At 74.5% G+C, this 24,893-nt stretch carries 24 protein-coding genes; 8 read left to right on the top strand and 16 right to left on the bottom strand.

The window, feature by feature from the left end; translation table 11 throughout:
* Positions 1 to 37: 37 nt before the first annotated feature.
* From ACIQVI_RS01205 to ACIQVI_RS01240, 8 genes are all read right to left on the bottom strand, one after another.
* A complete protein-coding gene (locus ACIQVI_RS01205) occupies positions 38 to 1,852 on the bottom strand; it encodes a VgrG-related protein (RefSeq protein WP_403589743.1) in 1,815 nt (604 codons plus the stop codon).
* Positions 1,849 to 2,577, bottom strand: coding sequence for a LysM peptidoglycan-binding domain-containing protein (locus tag ACIQVI_RS01210; protein ID WP_351973703.1), 729 nt, complete (start codon positions 2,575 to 2,577; stop codon positions 1,849 to 1,851). Before ACIQVI_RS01210 ends, ACIQVI_RS01205 begins: the two co-directional genes overlap by 4 nt.
* Position 2,578: 1 nt before the next feature.
* Positions 2,579 to 3,016, bottom strand: coding sequence for a phage tail protein (locus tag ACIQVI_RS01215; protein WP_062751605.1), 438 nt, complete (start codon positions 3,014 to 3,016; stop codon positions 2,579 to 2,581).
* 50 nt (positions 3,017 to 3,066) lie between these two features.
* On the bottom strand, positions 3,067 to 3,528 hold the full coding sequence (locus tag ACIQVI_RS01220; protein WP_403589746.1) for an extensin: 462 nt from the start codon (positions 3,526 to 3,528) through the stop codon (positions 3,067 to 3,069).
* 2,361 nt (positions 3,529 to 5,889) lie between these two features.
* The gene (locus tag ACIQVI_RS01225; RefSeq protein WP_351974068.1) at positions 5,890 to 6,042 is read right to left on the bottom strand and encodes a DUF6760 family protein; all 153 of its coding nucleotides are present in this window, start codon (positions 6,040 to 6,042) and stop codon (positions 5,890 to 5,892) included.
* The gene (locus tag ACIQVI_RS01230) at positions 6,039 to 6,461 is read right to left on the bottom strand and encodes a hypothetical protein (RefSeq protein WP_351974069.1); all 423 of its coding nucleotides are present in this window, start codon (positions 6,459 to 6,461) and stop codon (positions 6,039 to 6,041) included. The genes ACIQVI_RS01225 and ACIQVI_RS01230 overlap by 4 nt, the downstream gene beginning before the upstream one ends.
* The gene (locus ACIQVI_RS01235; protein ID WP_351974070.1) at positions 6,461 to 6,904 is read right to left on the bottom strand and encodes a phage tail protein; all 444 of its coding nucleotides are present in this window, start codon (positions 6,902 to 6,904) and stop codon (positions 6,461 to 6,463) included. The genes ACIQVI_RS01230 and ACIQVI_RS01235 overlap by 1 nt, the downstream gene beginning before the upstream one ends.
* 99 nt (positions 6,905 to 7,003) lie before the next feature.
* Positions 7,004 to 8,605: a phage tail sheath family protein gene (locus ACIQVI_RS01240; protein WP_403589748.1), complete on the bottom strand. Its 1,602-nt coding sequence runs from the start codon at positions 8,603 to 8,605 to the stop codon at positions 7,004 to 7,006.
* Between the two features lie 419 nt (positions 8,606 to 9,024).
* Between ACIQVI_RS01240 and ACIQVI_RS01245 the strand changes: the two genes are divergently transcribed.
* Positions 9,025 to 10,695, top strand: a complete 1,671-nt coding sequence (locus ACIQVI_RS01245; protein WP_403589750.1) for a peptidoglycan-binding protein — start codon at positions 9,025 to 9,027, stop codon at positions 10,693 to 10,695.
* A gap of 30 nt (positions 10,696 to 10,725) precedes the next feature.
* On the opposite strand, the gene ACIQVI_RS01250 is transcribed toward ACIQVI_RS01245, so the two are convergent.
* The 4 genes from ACIQVI_RS01250 to ACIQVI_RS01265 all read right to left on the bottom strand — a co-directional run bounded on the left by ACIQVI_RS01250 (position 10,726) and on the right by ACIQVI_RS01265 (position 14,704).
* Positions 10,726 to 11,289: a dihydrofolate reductase family protein gene (locus ACIQVI_RS01250; protein ID WP_403589752.1), complete on the bottom strand. Its 564-nt coding sequence runs from the start codon at positions 11,287 to 11,289 to the stop codon at positions 10,726 to 10,728.
* An 85-nt stretch (positions 11,290 to 11,374) separates the two neighbouring features.
* Positions 11,375 to 13,393 carry an ATP-binding protein gene (locus ACIQVI_RS01255; RefSeq protein ID WP_403589754.1) on the bottom strand — a complete coding sequence of 673 codons (2,019 nt, stop codon included), beginning with the start codon at positions 13,391 to 13,393 and terminating at the stop codon, positions 11,375 to 11,377.
* The gene (locus tag ACIQVI_RS01260) at positions 13,383 to 14,033 is read right to left on the bottom strand and encodes a DUF4255 domain-containing protein (RefSeq protein ID WP_351974045.1); all 651 of its coding nucleotides are present in this window, start codon (positions 14,031 to 14,033) and stop codon (positions 13,383 to 13,385) included. The genes ACIQVI_RS01255 and ACIQVI_RS01260 overlap by 11 nt, the downstream gene beginning before the upstream one ends.
* Positions 14,033 to 14,704, bottom strand: a complete 672-nt coding sequence (locus ACIQVI_RS01265; RefSeq protein WP_403589756.1) for a response regulator transcription factor — start codon at positions 14,702 to 14,704, stop codon at positions 14,033 to 14,035. The genes ACIQVI_RS01260 and ACIQVI_RS01265 overlap by 1 nt, the downstream gene beginning before the upstream one ends.
* Before the next feature lie 296 nt (positions 14,705 to 15,000).
* On the opposite strand from ACIQVI_RS01265, the gene ACIQVI_RS01270 reads away from it, so the two are divergent.
* The 4 genes from ACIQVI_RS01270 to ACIQVI_RS01285 all read left to right on the top strand — a co-directional run bounded on the left by ACIQVI_RS01270 (position 15,001) and on the right by ACIQVI_RS01285 (position 17,997).
* Positions 15,001 to 15,684: a 2-phosphosulfolactate phosphatase gene (locus tag ACIQVI_RS01270; RefSeq protein WP_403589758.1), complete on the top strand. Its 684-nt coding sequence runs from the start codon at positions 15,001 to 15,003 to the stop codon at positions 15,682 to 15,684.
* Positions 15,685 to 15,867: 183 nt separating this feature from the next.
* Positions 15,868 to 16,629, top strand: coding sequence for an SDR family NAD(P)-dependent oxidoreductase (locus ACIQVI_RS01275; protein WP_403589760.1), 762 nt, complete (start codon positions 15,868 to 15,870; stop codon positions 16,627 to 16,629).
* 124 nt (positions 16,630 to 16,753) lie between these two features.
* Positions 16,754 to 17,425 (top strand): TetR family transcriptional regulator, encoded by a 672-nt coding sequence (locus ACIQVI_RS01280; RefSeq protein WP_351974042.1) that lies wholly within the window; start codon positions 16,754 to 16,756, stop codon positions 17,423 to 17,425.
* Between the two features lie 185 nt (positions 17,426 to 17,610).
* Entirely contained in the window at positions 17,611 to 17,997 is a 387-nt protein-coding gene (locus ACIQVI_RS01285) for a zinc ribbon domain-containing protein (RefSeq protein ID WP_351974041.1), read from the top strand.
* An 85-nt stretch (positions 17,998 to 18,082) separates the two neighbouring features.
* On the opposite strand, the gene ACIQVI_RS01290 is transcribed toward ACIQVI_RS01285, so the two are convergent.
* The 4 genes from ACIQVI_RS01290 to ACIQVI_RS01305 all read right to left on the bottom strand — a co-directional run bounded on the left by ACIQVI_RS01290 (position 18,083) and on the right by ACIQVI_RS01305 (position 21,859).
* Entirely contained in the window at positions 18,083 to 19,039 is a 957-nt protein-coding gene (locus ACIQVI_RS01290) for an electron transfer flavoprotein subunit alpha/FixB family protein (protein WP_351974241.1), read from the bottom strand.
* A 38-nt stretch (positions 19,040 to 19,077) separates the two neighbouring features.
* Entirely contained in the window at positions 19,078 to 19,863 is a 786-nt protein-coding gene (locus ACIQVI_RS01295; protein ID WP_121829400.1) for an electron transfer flavoprotein subunit beta/FixA family protein, read from the bottom strand.
* Positions 19,864 to 19,899: 36 nt separating this feature from the next.
* Positions 19,900 to 21,051, bottom strand: coding sequence for an acyl-CoA dehydrogenase family protein (locus ACIQVI_RS01300; RefSeq protein ID WP_403589763.1), 1,152 nt, complete (start codon positions 21,049 to 21,051; stop codon positions 19,900 to 19,902).
* A gap of 124 nt (positions 21,052 to 21,175) precedes the next feature.
* Positions 21,176 to 21,859 (bottom strand): ScbR family autoregulator-binding transcription factor, encoded by a 684-nt coding sequence (locus tag ACIQVI_RS01305; RefSeq protein WP_351972794.1) that lies wholly within the window; start codon positions 21,857 to 21,859, stop codon positions 21,176 to 21,178.
* Positions 21,860 to 21,989: 130 nt separating this feature from the next.
* On the opposite strand from ACIQVI_RS01305, the gene ACIQVI_RS01310 reads away from it, so the two are divergent.
* The 3 genes from ACIQVI_RS01310 to ACIQVI_RS01320 all read left to right on the top strand — a co-directional run bounded on the left by ACIQVI_RS01310 (position 21,990) and on the right by ACIQVI_RS01320 (position 24,843).
* On the top strand, positions 21,990 to 22,934 hold the full coding sequence (locus ACIQVI_RS01310; RefSeq protein WP_351972795.1) for a ScbA/BarX family gamma-butyrolactone biosynthesis protein: 945 nt from the start codon (positions 21,990 to 21,992) through the stop codon (positions 22,932 to 22,934).
* A 17-nt stretch (positions 22,935 to 22,951) separates the two neighbouring features.
* Positions 22,952 to 23,968 (top strand): NAD-dependent epimerase/dehydratase family protein, encoded by a 1,017-nt coding sequence (locus ACIQVI_RS01315; protein ID WP_403589766.1) that lies wholly within the window; start codon positions 22,952 to 22,954, stop codon positions 23,966 to 23,968.
* Between the two features lie 110 nt (positions 23,969 to 24,078).
* Positions 24,079 to 24,843, top strand: a complete 765-nt coding sequence (locus tag ACIQVI_RS01320; RefSeq protein ID WP_403589768.1) for an SDR family NAD(P)-dependent oxidoreductase — start codon at positions 24,079 to 24,081, stop codon at positions 24,841 to 24,843.
* The last annotated feature ends 50 nt before the right edge of the window (positions 24,844 to 24,893 follow it).

Raw genomic sequence — 24,893 nt, forward strand, 5'->3', positions numbered from 1 at the left:
GGGGACGTCCTCCTCGGACCGTGCGGAACGTGTGGCATCAGAACGGCAGGTTCGCCACGACCGGGTTGGGCATCGGGACGGTGGAGGTGATGAAGGACGGCGCGTTCACGACGGCCTGGGTCAGCGCCGCCACCTTGAACTTCGCCCCCGCCTTGATGTCCACGCCCCGCCCCGCGCTCAGCTCGATCCGGCCCACCGCCGACAGCTTCAGGTCCGTCCCCGACTCGACCGTCACGCCCCGGGCCCCCGTGATGGTGACCGTGCCGTCGCTGTCGATCGTCAGGGTCGTGCGGGCCTCGTTCAGCTCGACGCTCAGGCCCCCCTTCGAGGTGCGCAGCCGGATGCCGTGCGAGGCGCGCGTCCGGCCGCCCTCCTCCCGCAGCTCCACCGTGTGACCCGTACGGGACGTCAGGGCGCGCCACTGCACCCGCCCGCTCGTCGGGTCGACGGGCGGGACCCGGTCGGTGGCCGGGGTGTTCCGGTCGATCCCGTTGTACAGCCCCGCCAGGACGTACGGATGCTCCAGGGAGCCCCGGTCGAAGGCGCACAGCACCTCGTCGTCCACCTCCGGCAGGACGAGCCCGCCGCCCCCGCGCCCGCCGAGCTGCGCCACCCGGCACCAGCCGCTCTCGTACGTCGCCGACAGCCACGGGAACCGCAGCCGGACCCGGCCCAGCGAGAGCGGGTCCTTGGTGTTGGTGACGAGCGCCACCGCCACGCCCGGCATCGGCGGCGCCGGCTCCCCGCCGCCCGAGGCCGTCCCGTACAGCGAGCGGAACTGGCGGCCCGACACCGTCAGCCAGGTGGTGAACTGCCGCCCCGACGCGAAGACGTGGCGGACCCCGGTCGCCGTGTACCGCCCCTCGAAGGGGAAGCCCGCGCCCTTCACCGCCACCGGCTGCCCCGGCTTCAGCGCCGGATTGCCCGTGACGGCCACCTCCACCTCCGCGAACGAGCCGGTGACGTCCTCGGCGAGCGCCGAAGCCGCCTGCGTCACCTCCGCCTGGGTCGTGAACGGCGTTCCCGTCGCGGCGAGTTCGGCCGCACCGAAGGGGGCGGCGAGCTGCGCCGGGGTGATGTCGGAGACGATGTCCCGGCTCGCCGTCGCCGGGGTCGGCGAGGTCAGGGCCTGCTTGGTGCGCGGGTCCCAGCCCCGCACGTCGACCCTCCCGACCTGCCCGGCGGCCGTCACCGACACCCGGCTGTGCAGCGTGTTCGACCCGAAGTCCAGGACGTACGGGCTGGTGGCGGCCGGCGTGGTGTCCGAGGGCGCGGCGGACGCCGGCGGCAGCGCGGCGAACACCAGCCGGCCCGCCGGGTCCAGGGACAGCCGCACGTCGTTCTCCCGCGCGAGCCGGGACAGGAAGTCCCAGTCCGTGATGTTCGGCTGGGTCGCCAGCTCGTACACCGTCGGCGTGGGGTCGACCCGGCCGATCGGGACGCGGTTGAGCCCGGCGAGCTTCCGCACGATGTCGGAGGCCGTCATGTTCGGATAGCCCTCGACGCGCCGGTTGCGCAGCAGCCGGTGGCCGGGGTCGTAGCCGCGCAGGATCAGGTACCGGCCGTGGCCCGGCGCCGCGTCCACCTCGACGGCCGTGACCTCCCCGGTCAGCATGGGCTCGCCGAGCCGCCCGTCGGTGAACGGCGAGAGCACCGCCATCGCCCCGACCTCGAGGAACGGGAACTTCTCGGTGAGGGTGCCGTCCTTGTCCGAGAACGTGAGCTGGAACGCGGACGGCACGTTGACGCTGGCGTCCACCCAGCCCTCGGTGAGCCGGACCGCCAGCGGGTCGGGCAGCGGCGTGCCGTCGAGCTGCACGTGGAGGACGGTGGTGAAGGTCTTCTCGCTCATGGGGCGCCCTGGGTCTCCGGCAGGTCGGTGGTGGACGGGAGCAGCAGTTCCGTGCCGGGGCGCAGCCGCATCGGGTCGTCGATGCCGTTCGCCTCGGCGATGACCCGCCAGCGGGTCGCGTCGCCGTACTCCCGCCAGGCGAGGGAGGCGAGCGAGTCCCCGGCGACCGTGCGGTGCGCCCGGCGGGCCGAGAGCGCGCCGGAGGTCGGGTTCTGCTTCTTGGTCGCGGTGGCGACCTCGGTCAGGGAGAGCGAGCAGGTGGCCCGGATCGGCACGCCGCTGGGGCTGAACAGGGTGTACGTCGCCTCCGCCGAGGTCACGTACGCGACGAACCGCACGGTCGAGAACGACCCCCAGGAGAACTCCACCCACGGCGGCGAGGGCGCCTTCGCGTCGATGCTCTGCGGGGTCACCTCGCAGCAGGAGAGCAGGAGTTCGACCTGCTGCTGCACGTCCTTCGAGGACGGGGAGGCGGACCGGTCGAGGAACACCTCCAGCTGGAGCCGGGCCGGCTCGCTGCCGGTGAACTTCGGCGGCGCGCCGCGGGTGTACGCGACGGCCGGCTCGGTGTGCCAGTTCGCCGACCGGCTCAGCCGCAGCCGGTCCGGGTTGAACTGGAACCTCACCTCGCCGATCCGGCCGCCCATGGCACCGCCGAGGTCGGTGGGCGGCTGGTGGATGGCGAGCGAGGCGCGGGAGAGGCCTCGGGCCGCGGTCCCGGCCATCTCAGGCGCCTCCCGCGTCGGTGAAGCCGTGGTGCGCGATCTCCAGGGTCTCGGTGGCCACGGCCGGGTTGACCGGGTCGAGGGTCGGCCCCGTCCAGCGGACCGGCAGCACCTCCACGAGCCCCCACTGGGCGACGACCGAACCGTTCGCGCGCAGCGCCGCGATCTGTGCCGTCGGGCGGGTGATCCCGGTGGCGAGGGACGAGATCCAGGCGGCGACCTTGGCGGTGTCGGCGGTGAGGGGGCGGGTGAGGCGGATCGTGGAGAAGGTGACGCGGGTCGGGAGCTGCCACACGAAGCCGTTGTTGCCGCCCTCCTGGCGCCGCTCCACCTCCACCTCGGAGGCGAGGCCGTCGCAGCCGTTGAACAGGCCGAGGTCCTGGCCGTCGATCGTGAGCTTGAAGAAGACGGTGGACGCGGGGTCCGGCTGGGTGGGCATGAGGCGGTCTCTCGGGTAGGGGTTCGGGTTCTTCGGGCGGGCCCGCCCGGTCAGCGTCCGTGGTCGCGCAGCCGCCCCACCCGCTCACGATCGGCCCGCAACTCGGCGCGCAGGAGCCGCGAGAGGGGCGTGACGAGACGACGGGCCAACTCGTCGAGCTGGGTGGGGGATTCGGCGGGAGCGGGGGGCACGGTGGTGCTGGTCGCGGGGGTGGTGGCGCGCTGTACGGGGGCGGGGACGGGTTCTGCTGGGCGGGTGCGGGCCGGCGGGGCCGGGGGAACGACGGCGGCCGTCCGTTGGAGCGGGGCGGGAGCCGCCTCGGGTACGGTGCGCCGCTGCACGACGGCCGGACGCGCGACCGGCCGCGCGGCGGCGGGAGGGGTGAGGGGGACGACCGGCCGGGGGGCGGCCGGAGCGGGGGTGACGAGGGGCGCGGCCTGTACGGCGGGGGTACGCGCACCGCCGTCCGGCCGGCCCGGGGCCAGCGCCCGCCCGGTGGCCAGCGGAAGCACGGCCCGCGGCGGGGCGGGGGACGCGGAGGCCCGGGGGAGTCCGGCGATGGTGACCAGGGGAACGGACGGACCGGGCGGGGTTGCGGAACGTTGGACGACGGGGGCGGCGGCCGGAGGTTCTTGAGGGGTGGGTGTGGGTGCGGTCGGGGGTGGTGCTGGGGTGGTCGTCCGCCGGATGGACGAGGCCGGGAGGGGGGCTGGGGTGGCCGTCCCCTGGACGGGCGAGGCCGTGGGTGGTGTCGGAGTGGTTGTCCGCTGGGCGGGCGCGGTCTCGTCCCCGGCCGGAGCGGAGGTGACCGGGGGTGTGGACGGGCGGCTGAGGGGAGCCCCGATGGGGGAGCGGCGCGGTGCGCTGTGCGTCCGGACCACCGGCACTTCGGCACCGGCCCGCTGCACGGGCGCCCCCAGGCCGGCCCGAACCGGCCCGGCCGCACGCCGGGGAGCGTCGGTGCCCACCGGATCCGGGTGGGCAGCCGGGCGTACGGGGGCGGCTGGGTCCTTGTGGACGTTCGGGAACGCCGGGGGAGTGGCGGCGGCGGTCGGGCGCTTCTGGACGGTCGGGGTGGCCGGAGGCGTCGAGGGGGCGGGAGCAGAAGGGGACGCCAGGGGTACGGGGGTGACCGAGGCGGACGGAGCTGCGGCAGCCGGGCTCTTGTGGGCGGTCGGGACCGCCCGGGGCGCGGGGGCGGCCGCGCGCCGCTGGATGCTCGGGGCCGTGGAGCGCGCGGGGGCCTCGTCGGTCGGGCTCTTGCGGGCAGCCGGAGCCGCCCCGGAGGTCTGGGCGTTCGGGGGCGTGGAGCGCGCGGGGGCCTCGTCGGCCGGGCTCTTGCGGGCAGCCGGAGCCGCCCCGGAGGTCTGGGTGGCGGGTGGCGCCGGGAGCGCGGGAGGTTCGCCAGCCGTGCTCTTACGGACCGCCGGAGTCGCGCGGGATGTCTGGATGCTCGGGGCCGTGGAGTGCGCGGGGGCTTCGGCGGCCGGGTTCTCGTGGGCAGCCGGAGCCGCCTCGGAGGTCTGGGTGTTCGGGGGCGTCTGGATGGCGGGCGGTGCCGGGCGTACGGGTGCGACCTGGCTCCGCTGGATCGCCGGGGGCGTCGGCTCGGGGGCGGGTGAGGTGGCACCCACCGGACGCGTCGGCTGTACGGGCGGGGCCGTCCGGGCGGCCGGAGCCGATCGAGGCGCCTCGGTCTTCCCGGGAGCCGGCGGCGCGGGAGCCGTCGTGGTCCAGTCGGCTCCCGGGGCGCGCCGGGTGCGGCGTACGACGGGACGGCGCTGGACCGGGGCGCTCGGCGTGCCGCCGGGAGCCCCGGGCCCCGTGGGGGAAACGGGGCCCGGGACGTTCTGGGGCGGCTCGGAGGCCGAAGGCTCCGGTGCGGCGGCAGCGGGTTCCTCGATCGCCGGGGTACGCGCCGGAACCGGGGCCACCGGCCCGGCGGTCCCCACGGGTGACAGGCGGCGCGACGGCCGCACGGGCCGGGCGGAGATCAGCGGCGAGCGCCGCACGGGCCCCGGGGTGCCCCCGCTCGTGACGGCACGCCCCACGGACGGGGCCGGAGCCCCGGTCGCGCGCCGCACCGGAGCGGCGGCCTCGTCCCGTACGGGAGCGGCCGTGGCCCCGTGCGGACCGGCCGACACCGTCGCCGCACGCTGCGCGGCCCGGTCGACCGGCATTGCCGCCACACGCCGCACCGCTTCCGGTCCCTTGGCCTGGCCGGCCGGCTCCGTTGCCGCACGCGGCGCGGCCTGTGGCTTCTCGGCCCGGTCGACCGACCCCGTCGCCGCACGCTGCACCACCTGCGGCCCCTTGGCCTGGCCGACCGGCCCTGCCGCCGTACGCCGCACCGCTTCCGGCTCCCTGGCCTGGCCGACCGGCCCCGTCGCCGCACGCTGTACTGCCCTTGGTCCCTCGGCCTGGCCGGCCGGCCCCGTTGCCGCACGCGGCGCGGCCTGCGGCCCCTCGGCTCGCCCGGCCGCGCCCGTCGCCGTACGCCGCGCCACCCCCGGAACGGCACCCGCACCCGCACCAACCCCCGCAACCGGCAACCGCCGCCCCGGGAGTTCCGTGTTCGGGGCCGGGACCGGGCGGAGTGCGTCCAGGAGGAGGCCGGTGGGGGCGTCGGGGAGGGCGCCGTGGCCCAGGCCGGTCTGGAAGGACGGGTTCCAGTGGGTCGCGAGGGACGCGGCGAAGCCGGGCTCCGCGACCGGGCGCGGCGCGTCCAGGACCCGCTGTACGGGCGGCAGCGACCGCCACGCGTCGCCGGGCGCCCGCACGGCCTCCACGGCCTCCGCGACCGCGCGCGGCCTCCGCGACCGCCACCTCTCGAACATCCCCACCGTCTCCGCCCTCCCTTCCCGTTTCTGCGCCTACTCCTGGGACCGCTCCACCAGCGCCGCCGCCCGCGCCACGTACCCCCGCCGGTCCGCGTGCTCCAGATCGAGGATGTCGTCCATGCCCCAGTGGAAGTGAAAGGCGAGGTACGCGGCCTCCTCCTCGATCCGGTCGGCCGCGTACGTCACGATTCCCCCAGGCGGCTCCCGGCCAGCTCGACCTCGAAGGACTCCTCGCAGTGCGGGCACGCGACGGCGGCCCTGGTGTGCCCCTCCGCGTTGATCTGCCGGTAGAAGTCCTGGAGGAACGCCAGGTCGGAGGCGAACATGCCCTCCACCGTCCCGTCGTGGACCGACGGGAGCGTGCCGAGCCGGGTGATGACCCGGCCGAGCAGCACCACGGACAGGTAGGCCGGGTTCTCACGGACCCGGACGTCCCGCAGCGGGACCAGCTCGTCCCGGGCCGTGGCCAGCCGCATCGCCCCGTCGCGGTGCACGGTGCCCGTCTCGTCGACGAACCCGCGCGGCAGCTCGAACGCGAACTCCGTGCGGAGCGGTTCGTGCGGGCGGTGGTCCTGCCGCGCCCCCGTCGATCCCTCGCGCCGCATCAGCCGATCGTCAGCTCTTCGAAGGTGATGGTGACCTGCTCGGTCAGGGCCGCGGCGTCACCGGCCTTGGCCCCGCTCACCTCCACCTTGGTGCACCAGGCGTTGCGCAGGTTGTACCGCTTCACCGGGTTCAGCTGGTAGTCCATGAAGATGATGGACGCGTTCTTGCGGGCCGCGCCCATGTCGCCCGCGATGGAGGACGCGATCCACTCGCTGAAGACGGCGGACTGCGTGGCGCCGCGGGTCACCGTGCACTCGCCGGCCTTCTTCACGCCGGGGAGCTTCTTGACGATCGGCTTGCCGTCGGCCGAGACCTGCTGGAACTCGATGACGTCCTGCTCCATCGTGAGGCTGCTGACCTCCTGCAGGGTCTCGACCATCACTCCGTCGATCTGCAGGCCGAAATTGTGGGCGGCGAGGGCGTCACCGGCGGCGAGGGCCATGAGGGGTCACTCCTGTTCGTGGGGCGGATCCGCGGTCCGGTCCGTACCGGACGCGCGGGGAGACGAAGGGGGTTGGTGTACGGGGAGGGGCGGGGAGGGTCACTCCTCCAGCTCGCCGCCCCCGCCCTGGAACTGCGCGAGGCGGAAGACCACGAACTCGGCCGGCTTCACCGGGGCGATGCCGATCTCGCAGACCACGCGGCCGAGGTCGATCGACTCCGGCGGGTTGGTCTCCTCGTCGCACTTCACGTAGAACGCGTCCTCGGCGCGCTGGCCGAACAGCGCGCCCTGGCGCCACTCGTTGACGAGGAACGCCGAGATGTTGCGGCGGATGCGGGCCCACAGCGCGTGGTCGTTGGGCTCGAAGACGACCCACTGCGTACCGACGAGGATGGACTCCTCCAGGTAGTTGAAGTAGCGGCGCACGTTCAGGTACCGCCACGCCGGGTCCGACGCGAGGGTGCGCGCGCCCCACACGCGGATGCCGCGCCCGGGGAAGGAGCGGATGCAGTTCACGCCGATCGGGTTGAGCAGGTCCTGCTCGCCGCGCGTGATCTGGAGCTCCAGGTCGACCGCGCCGCGCACGATCTCGTTGGCGGGGGCCTTGTGGACGCCGCGCTCGGTGTCGTTGCGGGCCCAGACGCCGGCCATGTGGCCGGACGGCGGCACCGTACGGGTCTGGCCGGACGCCGGGTCGAACGACTTGATCCACGGGTAGTAGAGCGCCGCGTACCGGGAGTCGTAACCGGCCGTCTCCTGCCGCCACTTGCGGACGTCACGGGCGTTCAGGGCGGGCGGCGGGTCCAGGATCGCCATCCGGTCGCCCATCAGCTCGCAGTGCGCGATCAGGCCGAGCTGCACGGCCTTGACCTGCTCCAGGTCGATGAGCCCCTGCTGGTAGGCGGCCATCAGGTCCGGCACCGCGACCATGTTGACCTCGTCGAGCGCCTCCAGGCCGCCGAAGCCGGTGCGGTCGGCCGAGTCGCCGATGAACCGCCCGGACTCCAGCGCGGCGGGGCCGGCCGCGGCCCCCGCCGCGACCGGCACGGGCGTCCGCGCGGGTACGGGCGGGGCGAGGGTCACGGTCTGCGCGTCGGGCCTGGCGAGCTGCCCGCCCGCCGCGGCCTCCTCCAGGACGATCGTCTTGGACCGCTGCTTGACCTGCGCCACCACGTAGTTGCGGGCGCTCTTCTTCGCGGAGGCGTCGAAGCTCTCGACGACCTTCTCGCCGTCCTTGACGACCAGCTTGAAGCGCTCGGCCTCGCCCTCGACGTCCTGCACCTCGACGGTGAGCGCCCCGCCCGCCTCGGTCCCCGCGGTGAGCGCGGCGACCCGGAAGGAGCCGAGCGCCACGGCCTCGCCCGCCACCAGCTCGTGCGGCGCGGCGGCCCCGGCGGCCCCGGTGTCCACGGCGGCCCGCTCGGCGCCCGGGGCGTCCCCGCCGCCGACGCGCACGACGTACGCGGCGCTGCCGCCGTTGTTGAAGAAGCCGTACACGGAGTGGGCGAGGTAGTACCCGTCCGTGAAGTCGCCGAACGCCGCGACGTACTGGGACCAGTTGGTCACGAGCACCGGCTCGTCGAGCGGCCCGGTGGGCGCGAGCCCGACGAACGCGGCGACCGAGGTCCCGATGCCCTCGATGGGCCGGGAGCCGCCGGCGACTTCCTCGATGTAGACGCCGGGGGACAGATAGGTGGGCATGGCGCGGACTCCTGGAGGGACGGATGGGCGGGCGGGCGGGCGGTTCGGACGGGCCGGGTGCGGACGGAACGGGTCCGCTCACCCTCACCGGGGCCGTGAGCGGCGGCCGTGACGGCTGTCGTGGCCGCTGGTCGTGAACGGCCGTCCCGGACAGCGGTCGTACGCTTCCGACCCTGCCGTCCCGCCACCCGCCCGGACCAGGGAGGAAGGGGCGGTCACGAGGGCAGCCGCCCCTGCCCTCACGGACACCCGCGCCTCCCTCCGGGCGGCCGTGCGTGCGGAGGCGCGGTCCGGGGTAGGAGGACCCCGGCGACGACCGGCCCGGGGCGCCCGCGGGTGCGCCGGGGCACGCCGCCCTGCCCCGGACCGGGGACGTTCGGGCAACCGGGCGCCGCCCCCGCGCCCCTAGCCTTCGCCCCATGACCATGTGGACCTCTCTGGACCCGGCCGAGGCGACCGTCGAGCCGGGGGCCAGGACCTCCGCGCGCCTGCGCGTGCGGAACACCGGCGACACCGTGGAGGAGTACCGGCTCTCGCTGGTGGGCAGGCCCGCGGGCTGGTCCCGGGTGGAACCCGACGTCCTCCGCCTCTACCCGGGCAGCGAGGGGACCGCCGAGATCTCGTTCGCCCCGCCCCGCTCGTCGGACGTGGAGGCCGGGCCGGTCGCGTACGGCGTCCGCGTCGACCCCCGGGAGAACAGCGGGGCCCGCGACGTGGTGGAGGGCCGGCTGACCGTCGCCCCCTTCACCGAGACGCGCGCCGAGGTGCTGCCGCCCGCGCTCTCCGGGCGCCTGCGCGGCCGGGCCCGCATCGCCGTGGACAACCTCGGGAACACTCCGCTGACCGCGTCCCTCGTGGTGCGCGACGAGGCGAACCGGCTCGCCTTCGACGTACGGCCGAACGCGGTGCGGATCGCTCCGGGCCGGGCCGCCTTCGGCGAGCTCGTGGTGCGGCCGCAGGCCGTGCGGTGGACCGGGGCCGAGGAGTCGCACCGGTTCACCGTGGCCGTCCGGCGGGCCGGCGACGACACGGCCCTCGACGTCGAGGCCACCTTCGACCAGCGGCCCGTCTTCGGGACCTGGCTGGTGGTGGCGGGCGGCCTCCTGATGACCGCCGCCATCGCCTTCGGGGTGCTCTGGTTCGGCTTCTCGCCGAAGGTCGTCAGCGCGGCCGGGGACCTCCGGTCGACGGGCGAGCCCCGGCCCGCGCCGCAGGGCAGCGGGGCCGCGCTCCCCGTGGCGCCCCCGCCCTCCGACGCCGGCGCGCCCACGCCGGGCGGGAACGAGCCCGGCGGCGAGGCCCCGCCCCGCACGGACGGCGGCACGCCGCCGCCCGTCGGGCAGGACGACGGCACGGGCGGCGGCCCGGGCGGCGGAGGCCCGACCGAGGGCGGCCCGGCCGGGGGAGGAGCGGCCGACGGCGGCTCCTCGAACGGGTCGACGGGAAGCGGTGGTTCGGGAGGCGGAGGCACGGGCGGTGGCGGCGGGAACGCGCGGCCCCCGGCCCCGCCCGCCCCGGGAGCGACCCCGCCGCCGCCGTGGAAGTACGGCTACGAGAAGGACGACGTGGTCGAGTTCGCACAGGCCCGCCTCGCCGCCCTGGGCAAGAACCCGTGCACGCTCAAGCCCGGCTGGCAGCCGGGCGTGATCGACGGCCCGACCCGCACCTCCCTCGCCTGCTACCAGAACCTCGTCGTCGAGAAGGGCGTCCAGGAACAGCAGAACTCCGCCGCGATCTTCGCCACCGACAAGGAGGGCGAACTCGGCCGCGCCACCCTCACCTCGCTCTGGGTCCAGGGGGTCACGCCCGACCAGGTGAAGCCCGGCGGCACCACCTGGCAGACCACCCAGGTCGTGGCGGCCTTCTGGTGGGCGTACAACCGCGAGCACAGCACCAAGGACCTCGACCGGGACCGCGCCTACGCCCGGCAGGGCACCGACTACTTCACCACGAAGAAGACGACGCCCAGCCGCTACAACGACAACGTCGAGCGGTACGTCCGCCTCTACCAGGAGGCCGTCGGCCTCCCCGCCACCGGCGTCGTCGACAAGGCCACGCTCCACATGATGCGCGGCGGCAGCGTCATGTGACCGGGACGGGGCCCGGGGCGGGCGACCCGGCTAGCGCACCACGCGGTGCCGGAGATAGACGAACCTCGCGCCGAAGGTGCGGGTCTCGACGAGTTCGAGGTCCACCCGGCGTTCGTGGCGGGGGAAGAACGGGATCCCGCCGCCGACCAGGACCGGAGAGATCACCGCCCGGTACTCGTCGATCAGGTCCGCCTCGGCCGCCTGGGCGGCGAGGGTCGCGCCGCCGATCGCGATCTCGCCGTCCCCCGGTTCGGACCGCAGCCGTCGGATCTCCTCCGCCGGGCTGCCGGAGGCCAGGCGGGCGTTGCCCCGCACCGTCGGCAGGGTGGTGGAGAACACCACCTTCGGGAGCGGGTTCCAGAGCGAGACCCACTCGCGCGACGCGTCGTCGAGCGCCGGGTCCTGCTCGGCGGTCTCCCAGTACAGCATCGTCTCGTACAGCCGCCGGCCCAGCAGGTGGACGTCGACTCCCCGCGTCTGCTCGATCCAGAAGCGGAAGACCTCCGCGTCGGGTTCCGTCCAGTCGAAGCCGCCGTCCGGTCCGACGATGTAGCCGTCGAGCGAGACGTTCATCGAATAGGTCACGCTGCGCATAGGAAGCCCTCCTCGGTGACGGGTTCGACAGTACGGCCGCCGGACGCTGCGGGGCCCGGCGCGACGCGCGGGATCTTCCCGGTCGTCACGGCGCCCAGGGCAGCCCTCCGCCCGGCACCAGCCGGCCCGCCTTCCGGTACTCGCGCACCGCCCCCGCCCGTACGTCGGCGCCGGTCACCGCCGAGCCGCGGGCCGCCGCCAGATAGCCGGCCGTCACCGCGGCCGACCGGATCGCACCGCCCGCCAGCTCGAACTCCCCGGCGCAGCGCGCGATCTCCCCGTCCACGTCCGCCGCCCTCGGCGTGCCCGCCAGGGAGGAGTGCCAGAGCGACACCCGCTGGGCGGCGTCGGGGAACGGGAACTCCACGACCAGGTCGAGCCGCCGCGTGAACGCCTCGTCGACGTTCGACCGGAGGTTGGTGGTGAGCACCGCGATCCCGTCGAACGCCTCCAGGCGCTGGAGCAGGTACGCGCTCTCCAGGTTGGCGTACCGGTCGTGCGAGCTCCGCACCTCCGACCGCTTCCCGAAGACCGCGTCGGCCTCGTCGAAGAGCAGCACGCAGTCCGTGCGGTCCACCTCGACGAAGATCCGCTCCAGGTTCTTCTCGGTCTCCCCGACGTACTTGTCGACCACCGATGAGAGGTCCACCACGTAGAGGTCCAGGCCCAGTTCGCCCGCCACCACCTCGGCGCCGAGCGTCTTGCCGGTGCCCGACTCTCCGGCGAACAGCGCGACGACGCCGCGCCCGCGCCCGCCGCCGGTCCGCAGCCGCCACTCGCCGAGCACCCGGTCCCGGTCGCGGGCCCGCCCGGTCAGCTCGCGCAGCATCCCCAACGGCTCCTCGGGGAGCACCAGATCGGTGAAGCCGACGGCGGGCCGGATCCGCCGCGCACGGCTGTCGAGCAGCGGAGCGGAGACCAGCCGGGCGCTGTGCCGCACGTGCGCGAGGGTCGGCGCGGTCCCCTCGAACGCGGCGAGGGCCCGCGCCGAGCGGGCCGCCCGGCGGATCTGGTCCTCACCGACGCGGTACGCGGCGACGGCCGCGTCCAGGTCGAAGTCGCCCTCCAGCGGGCCGAGTTCGCGCCGCCACAGGTCGGGGCCGCCCACCGCCCCGTCCGGCGCGTCCAGGGCCAGCAGCCCGGCGTCCGGCGCCCACCGGGGATCGGGCGCCCCGGTGCCCGCGAGGACCACCGGCACGGCGGACGGGACCAGCGCGCGCACCAGCGGCCCCGGCTCCGGCGGCAGCGGCTCGACGACCACGGCGGCACCCCGCAGCCGGGCCTCGCGCAGCAGCGCCCGCGCCGCCGGCACGTCGACGGACTCCGGCCGGTACCGCAGGACGGGCCGCCCCGCGTGCCGCAGCGCCGCGACCACCGCCCCGGCCCCGGCCCCGGGGACGCGCTCCCGCAGATGGACGGCGACGGGCCCCGAGGCGGCGATCCGCGCCCCGGGCGAGGCGGGGTCCGGAGGCGTGCCGGCCGCCTCCGGAGGCAGCAACTCCACTCCCTTCCCCAAGAGTTCGGCGTCGAGGCGGTCGTCGTCACCGAGGAGGTGCGCCACCACCCGCTCCGGCACGCGCAGCGTCCGGCCCGGCAGCGGCCGGTCCTCGTCCTCGACCTCCAGGAGGCCCCCGGCGCGCAGCGGGGCGGCCGGGTGGAAGCGGTCGCGGCCGGCCGGGTCGAAGGGGCCCGTGCCCGCGAGGTCGAGGGCGAGTCCCACGGTGGCCCGGCGCCGGCCGACGTCGTCGTTGAGGTAGCCGTAGAGCGCCTCGAAGTCCCGGTCCACCTCGGGGGCGAGCGCCACGAGGAGGACGTGCGCGTCGAGCCCGGAGAGCCCGAAGGCCCGCGCGAGCCCGGCCGTCCTGCCCGTACCGCCGGGGTCCGGAGGGACGGCTCCCCCGCCCCGTACCGCGCCCCCGTCCCGTACCGCGCCCGGGGGCGGGCCCGCCGCGATCCGGCGGGCCGTCTCCCCGGTGACGTACAGCCCCCGCAGTGGATCCCCGGCCGTGGGGTCCCCGGCGCTGCGGGCCTCCACGAGGGCGGCGACCCGGGCGCGGAGGGCGGCGATCTGCCCGAGCACGCCGCCCGTACCGTCAGCGTCCACGTCCGCCCCCGTCCCCTGCCTTCTCCCCGGGAGGGGCCGGGCGCCGGAGCATCCGGGGCGCCGAGTCGTCCGGTACGCCGTCGAGCCCGCGCACGACGAGCTCCGCGCCCACGGTGACCGGCGGCGCCGGCTCGTACACCGGGGTGACCGGGAACGGCGTGACGACCACGACGTCCAGGGACGGCTTCAGCTCGCCGCCCAGCGCCGACCAGATGTCCGCGAGCGACCGCGACTCGGACGGCGGCACCGCGACGGAGAGCGGCAGGGACGCGGAGATCGGCCGCACCGACTCCGGCACCGCGTCGGCCGGCAGCACCTCGTGGGGCAGCAGCAGGGCCAACGCGCCGGAGAGCAGCCGGTGTTCGTCCTCCGGCCGGGAGGTCCAGGCCGTCACCAGGTACGACAGGCGGAACCAGCGCGTCGGCCGGAGCCGGCGCGTCACGATCCCCCGGGCGTCCCGCTCGGCGAGGACGCCCCGCTCGCGCCGCTCCACCTCCTCCCGGATGTCGTACAGATAGGCGTTCAGGGTCGGCGCGTTGCGCCGGGCCGCCCAGTCGCGGGTCGGCGCGTCGAAGGCGACGTCACCCGTCACGGCGGGTGCGAGGAGGCGGCGCAGCGCCTCGTCGATCTCGTGGATCATCAGATGTAGCCCTCGCGGAGCGCGTACGCGACGGCGTGTGCCCGGTTGGTGAGCCGGAGACGCGTCATCAGCGCGTGCAGGATGTTCTTGACGGTGCGTTCGGAGTAGGCGAGCTTCTCGCTGATCTGCCGGGTGTCCAGGCCCTCGGCGAGCAGCCGCAGGACGTCCACCTCGCGCGGCGCCATCCCGAAGAGCGGCACCGACCCGCCGGCCGTCGCGCCCGCCGCCGTCGCCCGCTGGAGCCGGCCCACCTGGTTGAGGAGCCGGCTGACCAGGTCCGGCGGCAGTTCCCCCTCGCCGCGTGCCGCGCTGTGCACGGCGCTCAACAGGCGCTGTTCGGTGGCCTGGTGGCGCCAGATGATGGCGCGCACCCCGTACTCGACCACCGACAGCAGGTCCGGTTCGCGCAGCTCGCCCGCGACGAGGACGACCCGCTGGTCCCGGCCGCGCAGCAGGCGCCGCAGTTCGGCCGTGGCGGACTCGTCGATCCGGTCCGCGAGCATCACGGCGACGGCCGCCTCGCCCTCCGTACCGGGGACCCGTTCCCGCCCGTCCTCTCCCCGCTCGGGCAGGACGTCGAGGGACGGCTGGTGCCGCAAGTGGCTGATCAGTCCGGCCCGGCTGAGCGGATCGGACGCGTGGACGGTCACCGTCACCCGCTTGGTGAGCACTTCCGCTACCTGCTCCTTCTCGCACGCCCCGGCCGTCCGGGCGTGGTCGGGCGCCCGGTACGGAAGGCGAGGCGGCCGCGCCGGTGCCCCGGGCCGGTGTCCGGCACGTACGGCGGTCCCCCGCGGTCTGCTGGCCGTGGCAGGCGCGCGCCGGCCACGATGGTCGTCCCCAGCCTGCCGGGCGCTGCTCACGTCCCGCTGCCGTCGCGCTAACGCCCCCGCCGGGGCCGTTACCGCTGGTGTGACGCGTGCCACTGTCCGGGCGCCGGAGGCCGGGGGTGCGTGATCATGACCGGATGGATGCTCGTTTCCTCGGGATCCCCGAGCTGGCCGAAGTCCCCTCCACGGCCGTCGTGGTCGACGTCATGCGCGCCTTCACCGTGGCCGCCTGGGCCTTCGGCCGGGGAGCGGAGCAGATCGTCCTCGCCGGTTCCCTGGAGGAGGCCCTGGCGCTGAAGGCCCGGCACCCGGACTGGGTGGCGCTCAAGGACGGTCCGCCCGCGCCCGGCTTCGATGCCGTCAACTCGCCGGGCCTGCTGCGGTCCGCCGACCTCGGCGGGCGGACCGTCGTGCAGAAGACCACGGCGGGGACGGTCGGCGCCCTCGCGGTCAGGGACGCGTCGCTGGTGCTGTGCGCCGGCTTCGTGGTGGCGGAGGCGACGGCCCGGCTGCTGCGGGCGCGCGGGTGCGACGACGTCACGTTCGTGGTGACCGGCGAGGACGGGCGCGCCGAGGAGGACCTGGCGTGCGCCCAGTACATCGCGGGGAGGGCCGCCGGGGCCGGGACGGACCCGGCCGGGTTCCTGCGCCGCGCCGAGGAGTCGCGCGCCGCCGCCGAGTTGAGGGAGGGCGTGCGCGAGGGGGCCCACCCCGACGACGTCGCGCTCTGCCTCGAACTCGACCGCTTCCCCTTCGCCGTGGTGGCCTCCGTGGAGGACTCGCTCATGACCCTCCGCCCGTACGCCGTGCCCCCGGCCTGATCGCCGCTCCGGGGCCGGGGCCCGGCGGCGCGGCCCCCGCCTCCGCTTCCGGGGGCCTCGCACGCGGTTCTATGGTGGGCGGCGCAGATCGCGCGGACCGCGCGGTCCTCCGCGGGCACGCGCCCGATCCGGCGGCCATCCCGGCGGCAGGGTCGCCCCCGCACGACACGAACGAGGAGTTCCATGGACATCGCAGGCTCCGCCGCTCTCGTCACCGGCGCCGCCTCCGGCCTCGGTGCCGCCACCGCCGCCGCGCTCGCCGCCCGGGGCGCCACCGTCTACGGCCTGGACCTGGACAAGGCCGTGGCCGCCGCCGGGGTCCTGCCCGAGGGCGTCCGGCTGCTCGCCGCCGACGTCACCGACGAGGAGCAGGTCCGCGCCGCCCTCGCGGAGATCGACGCCGACGGCGCCGAGCTGCGGCTCGCCGTGAACTGCGCCGGCATCGCCCCCTCCGCCCGGATCCTGGGCCGCAAGGGGCCGCACGACCTCGACCTGTTCCGGGCCGTCGTGAACGTCAACCTGATCGGCACCTTCAACGTGACGCGGCTCGCCGCCGAGGCCATCGCCCGGCACGAGCCCGACGAGCACGGACAGCGCGGCCTCGTCGTCAACACCGCCTCGATCGCCGCCTTCGAGGGCCAGGTCGGCCAGATCGCGTACGCCGCCTCCAAGGCGGGCGTCGCCGGCATGACCGTCACCGCCGCCCGCGACCTGGCGCAGTTCGGCATCCGGGTCGTCACCGTCGCCCCCGGCATCGTCGACACCCCGATGATGGCCGGGTTCACCGAGGACGTCCGGGCCGGTCTCGCCGCGAGCGTCACCTTCCCGCAGCGCCTCGCCCGCCCGGAGGAGTACGCCCGGCTGGTCACGATGATCGCCGAGCACGACTACCTCAACGGCGAGACGATCCGCATGGACGGTGCGCTCCGGATGTCCGCGCGCTGAGCCTCCGTACCCTCGGAAAAGCACTGGGTGCCGGATTCGTCCGGCACCCAGTGCCGCGCGAATGCGTTCCCAATGCTAGTTTCGACCCATGGGAACAGCGTCGACGAACTCAACGAAGCCCGTGATGCGGGACTCCCTCATCGCCGCGGCCTTCCAGCTCTTCCTGGAGCGGGGCTACGAGCAGACCACCGTCGACGACATCGTGACGCTCGCGGGCGTCGGCCGGCGCTCCTTCTTCCGGTACTTCCCGTCGAAGGAGGACGTGGTCTTCCCCGACCACGAGCAGTGCCTCGACGACATGACCCGCTTCCTCGCCGCGAGCGCCGACTCCGACGACCCGATCGCCCGGGTCTGCGGCGCCGCCCGGCTCGTCCTGCGGATGTACGCCGAGAACCCCACGTTCTCCGTGCAGCGCTACCGGCTCACCCGCGAGGTGGCCGGGCTCCGCACGTACGAGCTGTCGGTGGTCTGGCGGTACGAGAAGACCCTCGGCGACTACCTGCGCACCCGCTGGGCCGACCGCAGGGACGGCACCCTGCGCGCCAACGTGGTCGCGGCGGCCGTGGTCGCCGCCCACAACCACGCCCTGCGCCACTGGCTGCGCTCGGGCGGCGAGGGCGACCCGCTGGCGGCGGTGGACGAGGCCCTGGAGTTCGTGCGCGCCACCTGGAGCCCGGCCCCGGCCGTCGACCTCCCGGCCGAGGAGACGGAGGACGTCGTCGTGGTCATCACCAAGCGCTCCACCCCGATGTGGCGCGTGGTGCGCGAGGTGGAGTCGAGCCTCGGCGAGGGCTGAGGGAGGCCCGGAAGGCGCCCGGAAGACGCCCGGACGCCGTTCTGGCGCCGCCCGGACGGCGTCCGAAGGCGCCCAGGGATCTCAGTATCTCCAATTGAGGGAACTCAGGTCTTTATTTGATGGCACTCAGTGCCATATCTTTGCTCCATGCACGGTCGAGCCGCCGAGTGCAAGGAGAAGGCATCGTGTTCCACACGGGACTGAGGAGCGGGACCGCCGTCCAGGCCGACGAGTCGGACCCCGACTCCGAGCTCTACTTCCAGCGCTGCCGCTGGTGCCACACCACCACGTTCCAGCGACTGCTCTGTCCGACCTGCGGGTCGACCGACCTCGCGCCCGAACTCAGCGGGGGCGAGGGCGTGATCTCCGTACGGCGCGGGGTCGCCGCGGCCGACGCCGACCTCTGGCCGGTCCACATGACGGAGGGCTTCGTGGTCCGCTGCCGGGTCGACGGACCGCCGCACGCGGTGCGCCCCGGGGTCCGGGTCAAGCTCTCCTCGGGCGTCGGCGTCTCCGGTCGCCGGCCGGTCGTCCGGCTCTGCGAAGAGGTCCCGCTCGACGGCTGGATGTGAGCCGGGCCCCGGTCCCGCGTCACGCGAAAGGGGCGGGTGGGTGGCACTCTGTGCCACCCACCCGCCCCTTTCCGCTGCCGGAAGGTCAGCGGGGACCGATCTCGTCCGTCAGCTGCGGCAGCACCTCGAAGAGGTCGCCGACCACGCCGTAGTCCACGAGGTCGAAGATCGGGGCCTCGGGGTCCTTGTTGACCGCGACGATCGTCTTCGACGTCTGCATCCCGGCCCGGTGCTGGATCGCGCCGGAGATGCCCGCCGCGACGTACAGCTGCGGCGAGACCTGCTTGCCGGTCTGGCCCACCTGGTTGGCGTGCGGGTACCAGCCGGCGTCCACGGCCGCGCGGGAGGCGCCGACGGCCGCGCCGAGCGAGTCGGCCAGCTTCTCGACGACCCCGAAGCCCTCGGCCGCGCCGACGCCGCGGCCGCCGGAGACCACGATCGCGGACTCGGTCAGCTCGGGACGGCCGGTGGAGACGCGCGGGGTGCGCGAGACGACCTTCGCCGCGTTGCCCGTGAAGGCGACCGAGACGTTCTCGACCGTGCCGGCGGCCGGGGCGGCCTCCGGGGCGGCCGAGTTCGGCTTGACGGTGACGACCGGCACGCCCTTGGAGACCGTCGACCTCACCTGGTACGAGGCGGCGAAGACGGACTGGGTGGCGACCGGGCCGTTCTCGCCGGCCTCCAGCTCCACGGCGTCGGTGATCAGGCCGGAGCCGAGGCGGAGCGCGACACGGGCCGCGATCTCCTTGCCCTCGCCGGAGGAGGTCACCAGGACGGCGGCCGCCCCCTTCTCCCGGGCGAGCTGGGTGAGCGCGTCGACCTTCGGCACGACCAGCTGGTCGGCGAACTCGGCGGCGTCTGCCACGTACACGGTGGCCGCGCCGTACTCGCCGGCGGTGGCGGCGATCGAGGCCGCGGCCTCGCCGGCGCCGAGGACGACCGCCGAGGGCTCGCCGATGCGGCGGGCCAGGGTCAGCAGTTCGAGGGCCGGCTTGCGGACCGCACCGTCGGCGTGGTCCACGAGAACCAGGATCTCAGCCATGATTCGTTGCTCCTGTGTGGGTGTCTGGCCGGGGCGGGTCAGATGAACTTCTGGGCGGCGAGGAAGGCGGCGAGCTGCTTGCCGCCGTCGCCCTCGTCCGTGACGATCGTGCCCTGGGTACGGGCCGGACGCGGGGTCGCGGAGTCGACCAGGGTCCAGGACCCGGCGAGGCCGACCTCGTCGGCGTCGACGTCCAGGTCGTCCAGGTCCAGCTCCTCGACCGGCTTCTTCTTGGCGGCCATGATCCCCTTGAAGGAGGGGTAACGCGCCTCGCCGGACTGGTCGGTGACCGACACGACGGCCGGCAGCGGGGCCTCCAGGAGCTCGGTGGCGGCGTCGCCGTCCCGGCGTCCCTTCACGGTGCCGTCCTCGACGGAGACCTCGGAGAGCAGGGTGACCTGCGGCAGGTTCAGCCGCTCGGCGAGCAGTGCGGGCAGCACGCCCATCGCGCCGTCCGTCGAGGCCATGCCGCAGACGACCAGGTCGAAGCCGGTCTTCTCCAGGGCCTTGGCGAGGATCGCGGAGGTGGCGAAGACGTCCGAGCCGTGGATGGACTCGTCGTTGACGTGGACGGCCTTGTCGGCGCCCATCGACAGCGCCTTGCGCAGCGCGTCCTTGGCGTCGTCCGGGCCCACGGTCACGACGGTGACCTCGGCGTCGTCGGACTCCTCCGCGATCTGCAGGGCCTGCTCGACCGCGTACTCGTCCAGCTCCGAGAGCAGACCGTCGACGGCCTCGCGGTCGGTCGTCAGGTCGTCGGCGAAACCGCGGTCGCCGGTCGCGTCGGGGACGTACTTCACACAGACAGCGATCTTGAGGGTCACGGCCTGTCTCCTTTCAACGGGTCAACGGTCTGGTGGTTACGGGAGGTTGCGGGCCATGACGATGCGCTGGACCTGGTTGGTGCCCTCGTAGATCTGGGTGATCTTGGCGTCGCGCATCATGCGCTCGACCGGGTAGTCACGGGTGTAGCCGTAACCGCCCAGGAGCTGGACGGCGTCGGTGGTGACCTCCATGGCGACGTCGGAGGCGAAGCACTTGGCCGCCGCGCCGAAGAAGGTCAGGTCGCCGTCGACGCGCTCGCTCTTGGCGGCGGCCGCGTAGGTGAGCTGGCGGGCCGCCTCCAGCTTCATGGCCATGTCGGCGAGCATGAACTGCACGCCCTGGAAGTCGGCGATCGGCTTGCCGAACTGCTTGCGCTCCTTGACGTAGCCCTTGGCGTAGTCCAGGGCGCCCTGGGCGATGCCGATCGCCTGGGCGGCGATGGTGATGCGGGTGTGGTCCAGGGTCTTCATCGCGGTGGCGAAGCCGGTGCCCTCGGCGCCGATCATCCGGTCGGCGGGGATGCGCACGTTGTCCAGGTAGACCTCGCGGGTCGGCGAGCCCTTGATGCCGAGCTTCTTCTCCGGTGCGCCGAAGGAGACGCCCTCGTCGTCCTTGTCCACCACGAACGCGCTGATGCCCTTGGAGCGCTTCTCCGGGTCGGTGACGGCCATCACCGTGTAGAACTGCGACACCCCGGCGTTCGTGATCCAGCGCTTCACGCCGTTGAGCACCCAGAAGTCGCCGTCGCGGACCGCGCGGGTCTTCATCCCGGCCGCGTCCGAACCGGCGTCCGGCTCCGAGAGGGCGTAGGAGAACATCGCGTCGCCCTTGGCCAGCGGGCCGAGGAACTTGGCCTTCAGCTCCTCCGAGCCGGACAGGATCACCGGCAGCGAGCCCAGCTTGTTGACCGCGGGGATCAGCGAGGACGAGCCGCAGACCCGGGCGACCTCCTCGATCACGATCACGGTCGCCAGCGCGTCCGCGCCCGCGCCACCGTACGTCTCGGGCACGTGCACCGCGTGCAGGTCGTTGGCGACCAGGGCGTCCAGGGCCTCCTGCGGGAAGCGACCCTCCTCGTCCACCGCAGCCGCGAACGGGGCGATCTTCGCCTCCGCGAGCGCACGCACCGACTCCCGGAGCATGTCGTGCTCCTCCGAAGGACGGTAAAGGTCGAAGTCCTTGCCCATGATGTGGAGCTCCCCTAGACGCTTGTGGCACTGAGTACCCTCAGCAAAGCACACTCAGTGCCACAAACGCCAGAGCGCCCCGACGCGTCACGCGTCGGGGCGCTGCGCGGGCCGTGCGACCGGCCTACGGGCGGGCGCTTTCCGCGAGGTTCTCCTCGTTGTGCCGGAGCCGGCTCGCGTCGTATTCGGCGGCCAGCCGCCGCGCGCGGCTCTCGGTCATTTCCAGGCGGATCAGCACGGCCGGAGTGCATATCGTCGGCATGACGTGCCGGAGCAGGACCAGAACGCGATGGGTGAGGTCATTCCGGTCGCACAGGATCTGGGACATCGTCTGGATTCCGGCGAAAGCGCCGGAGAAGAGCTCGGCCGTATCCGTCACGTCCACGTGGACGAGGATCTCCCCCTGCGCCTTCGCCACCATCAGGGCCTCCGACACCTGGTCGATCCAGGCCCGGAAGGGAGCGGCCCGGTCGATCCCCGTGGCGCCGCTGTCCAGCGCCAGCGCGACGCTCGCCCGCACCAGGGGGTCGCGCTGCAGCCGGTGGGCCAGCAGGAAGCCCTGGTCGACCAGCTCCTGCACCTTGACGTCCTGCGGGGTCAGCGGCTCGTCGAGCATCTGGGCGTCGAGCACGCCGAGGGCCAGCTCCTCCTTGGAGGCGAAGTGGAAATACAGCGCCCCCTTGGTCACCCCGGCGCGCACCAGGATCTCCCCGATGGTCGTCCGCTCGTAGCCGCGCTCGGCGAAAACGGCCGCGGCCGACTCCAGAATCGTCCGCCGGGTCCGGATTGCACGCGCTTGCTGCGCCAAGGCGCCTCCCGCTGTCTCGCTGTCTGTGCTCAACGTGTGACATGAAGCATTGAAAAGAAAACCGCGCTCTACGTACCCTACGCCGGACGGATTTGCCGTCCGGGGTGTGCAGGAAGTGCGAGGGGGAGCGATGGAACAGCACCACCGAGGAGTGACGGCACCCGTCCCCGGGGAGTTCGTCCACCGGCACGACCCGGCCGACATCATCCCCACGGGCTGGACGCGGTCACGGGAGAACCGGTTCTCCGTCTCCGCCCGCTGGCCTGCCTCCCATCCCTTCTTCTCCCCGGCGGCAGGGGACCGGCACGACCCGGTCCTGGTGGCCGAGACGATGCGTCAGGCCACCATGCTCGTGGTTCACGCCGGGCTCGGGGTACCCGTGGACGATCAGTTCGTCATGTGGGACCTGTATTACACCGCCGACCCCGAGGCGCTCGCCCTCGACGGCACCCCCCTCGCCCTCACCGCCGACCTCTCCTTCCCCGGCTACGACGGGCGCGCGGGCCGGGTGCGGAACCTGTGCGTCGACGTCGTCCTGAGCCGGGAGGGCCGCCGGATCTCGACCGGCGGCGGCACGATCCGCTGCACCTCGGCACCGGCCTACCGCAGGATGCGGGGCGAGCGCATGGCCGCCCTCGGCCGCCCGGTCCCCCTCATACCGGCGGTGGCCCCGCACCTGGTCGGCCGCGAGGACGCCAAGGACGTCGTCCTGGGCCCCGGCGACCGCCCCGGCCGGTGGCAGCTGCGGATCAACACCGCCCACCCCACGCTCTTCCGCCGCCCGAACGACCACGTCCCCGGGATGCTCCTGCTCGAAGCCGCCCGGCAGGCGGCCATGCTGGAGACCGGCAGCACCGCCTACCTCCCCGTCGGCACGGAGCTGTCCTTCTCGCGCTACGTGGAACTCGACGTCCCCTGCTGGATCGAGGCCGAGGTCGTGCCCGCCCCCGGCCGGGGGGCGACCACCGTCCGCGTCACCGGCCACCAGGACGGCGGCCCCGTCTTCCGCTGCACACTCACCTCCCCGTGCCGGGAACCCGTGGCGGCGGGCCCCGGCGCCCGGCTCGCGGGCTGAGCGGCCGGACGGGAACGATGGCTCCTCGCATCCTCATCACCGGCGCGTCCGGGTTCGTCGGCGGCCGGGTGGCGGCCGCCGCCGCGACGACGCCCGGGGCCGGACACGTACGCCTGCTCGCGCGCGGCCCGCTCGCCGTACGGGAAGGCACCGCACCGGAAAGCGCCGCCCCGGAAAACACCGCACCCGAAAACACCGCCCCGGTGGTCGAGACCGTCCCCGGCGACCTCCGCGACCCCGACTCCCTGCGCCGGGCCTGCGAGGGGGCGGACGTCCTGATCCACTGCGCCTCCGTGATCGGCGGCGACGAGGAGACGGCCCGCGCCGTCAACGACGAGGGCACCCGGGCCCTGGTCGACGCGGCCGTACGCGCCGGGGTGACCAGGATCGTCGCCCTGAGCACGGCCTCCGTCCACGGCCGCGGCCCCTTCCGCGCCGCCGCCCCCGGCACCCTGCCGATCGCCCCGGTCTCGGCCACCAGCGGCACCCGCGCGGCGGGTGACCGGCACGTCACGGAGGCCGGCGGGACCGTCCTGCGCCCCCACCTCGTGTACGGGACCGGGGACCGGCAGCTGCTGCCCGGCCTCGTCAAGCTCCTCGGCGCGCTGCCCGGCCCGCTGCGCGGCGCCACCTCGCTGCACTCCCTGGTCGAGGTGGGAAGCCTGGCCCGGGTCCTGCTCGCCGCCGCCCTCTCGCCGCACACCCGGCCCGGCCCGTACCACGTGAACCATCCCGATCCGGTGACCGCCGGTGAAATCCTCGCGGTGGGCGAGGAGTTGCTCGCCCACCGGGCCGGACCGCGCAGGGGCCCGGCCCTCGGCCTCGCGGAGGCGCGCGCCCTCCTGGCGGCCCACCCCTTCGCCGTCCACCACCTCGACATGCTCGCCGCCGACCACTGGTTCTCCGACGACCGGCCCTGGCGGGAGCTGGCCGTCGACCCGGGGCCGGGCTTCGCCGAGGGGGTCGTGGACCACCTGGAGTGGTACCGGCATACGCTCGACCCGGCCCCGGCGGCCGGACGCCGGCCCTCCTGACCGGCCCCGGCCCCGAGCCGGCCGAAGCGAACGCACCGAACGAACCGAACGCATCAAACGCATCAAACGCACCGAACGCACCGAACGCACCGAGAGAAGGCACCACCGACATGTCCGCGCTGGCCGGCAGAACCGCGATCGTCACCGGGGCGAGCCGGGGCATCGGAAGGGGCATCGCCCAGCGGCTCGCCCGGGACGGAGCCCTGGTCGCCGTGCACTACGGCAGGGACGAGGAGGCCGCCCGCGAGACGGTGGCGGCCGTCGAGCGCGAGGGCGGCCGGGCCTTCCCGTTCCGCGCGGACCTGGCGGAGCCGGACGCCGTCGACGTCTTCTACGCCGCCCTGGACGCGGGCCTCGCGGAGCTGGGGGAGGGGCCCGGGTTCGACGTCCTCGTCAACAACGCGGGCGCGAGCGGCTCCGGCCGCATCCACCAGCTCAGCCCCGAGGTCTTCGACCGGCTGTTCGCGATCAACGTCAAGGCCCCGCTCTTCCTCATCCAGCGGGGCCTCGACCGGCTGCGCGACGGCGGCCGGATCGTCAACATCTCCTCGGCGGTGACGCGGCACGCCTTCCCGGACTCCGTCACGTACGCCATGACCAAGGGGGCCGTCGACACGATGACCCTCGCCCTCGCCAAGGAGCTGGGACCCCGGGGGATCACGGTCAACGCCGTGGCCCCCGGCTACATCGCGACGGAGATGAACGCGCGGCGCCGGACGACGCCCGAGGCGAGCGCCGCCCTCGCCGCGCTCTCGGTCTTCAACCGGATCGGGACCCCCGCCGACGTGGCGGACGTGGTCGCCTTCCTCGCCTCCGACGACGCCCGCTGGATCACCGGCCAGTACGTGGACGTGACGGGCGGCACCGCGCTCTGAACCCGTGCGGAGGAGGTCGCCCGTCCCCTTCGGAGACCCCTTCCGCACCC

Source organism: Streptomyces sp. NPDC098101 (assembly GCF_044760185.1).
In the GTDB taxonomy this organism is placed as follows: Bacteria; Actinomycetota; Actinomycetes; order Streptomycetales; family Streptomycetaceae; genus Streptomyces.